Annotated in this window: 1 protein-coding gene; it reads left to right on the forward strand. The window is 76.0% G+C overall.

What is annotated here, in order from left to right:
• The coding region (locus tag CQZ88_RS23785) for an aminotransferase class I/II-fold pyridoxal phosphate-dependent enzyme (RefSeq protein WP_258008755.1) at positions 1-826 on the forward strand (826 nt) is incomplete at both ends.

Genomic DNA, 826 nt, shown 5'->3' on the forward strand with positions numbered 1-826 from the left:
CGTTCGTTGCCGCTCCCGACGGCCGGCAGCCGTGGGGCACCGCGCTCGGCGCCCCCGTGCCCGGCGTGCTGGACCTGGGCAACGCCGCCCCGGAGGCGTCGTCCCTGCTGACCGCCGCCTACGCGGTCGCGCAGACCCGGCTGCCCGACCTGCTGGCCGGTCACGGGTACGCGCCGAGCGGCCTGCCCGAGCTGCGTGCCGCCGTCGCGGCGCGGTACACCGCCCGCGGACTGCCGACCGACCCCGAGCAGGTGCTGATCACCGCCGCCGCGGCGGACGGACTCGACGCCGTCCTGCACACCGTCGTCGGGGCGGGACGACGGGTGCTGCACCAGCATCCGAGCCATCCCGGCGCGCTCGAGACGATCGCGGCGACCGGGGCCCAGTCCGTCGCCGTGCCCGTCGACGTCGACGATCCGGACGTGATCGTCGACGAGGCCGATCGCGCCGCGCGGCAGCACGCCCCGACCGTCGCGTACCTGATGCCCGACCACGCCAATCCGACCGGTGTGAGCCTGAGCGTGGCCGCGCGGCGGTCCCTCGCCGCGACCCTGTGGCGGCACCGCGTCCTGACCGTCGTCGACGAGGTCGCCGCGGAGCTGTCGTTCGCCGGCGACGACATCGAGCCGTTCGGGGCGGCGGTCCCGGACGCGGCCACCGTGCACGTCGGCTCGTTGAGCAAGGTGGTCTGGGGCGGCATCCGGATCGGCTGGGTGCGCGGCGACCGGGCGACCGTCGCGCGCGTGCGGGAGGTGCTGCTGCGACGCCAGCTCGGCGTCTCGATCCTCGACCAGCTCGCCGCCGTGGAGTTGTTCGCGCAGTGGCA

It is taken from the genome of Rhodococcus sp. ENV425, assembly GCF_002887785.1.
Classification (GTDB): domain Bacteria; phylum Actinomycetota; class Actinomycetes; order Mycobacteriales; family Mycobacteriaceae; genus Rhodococcus; species Rhodococcus aetherivorans.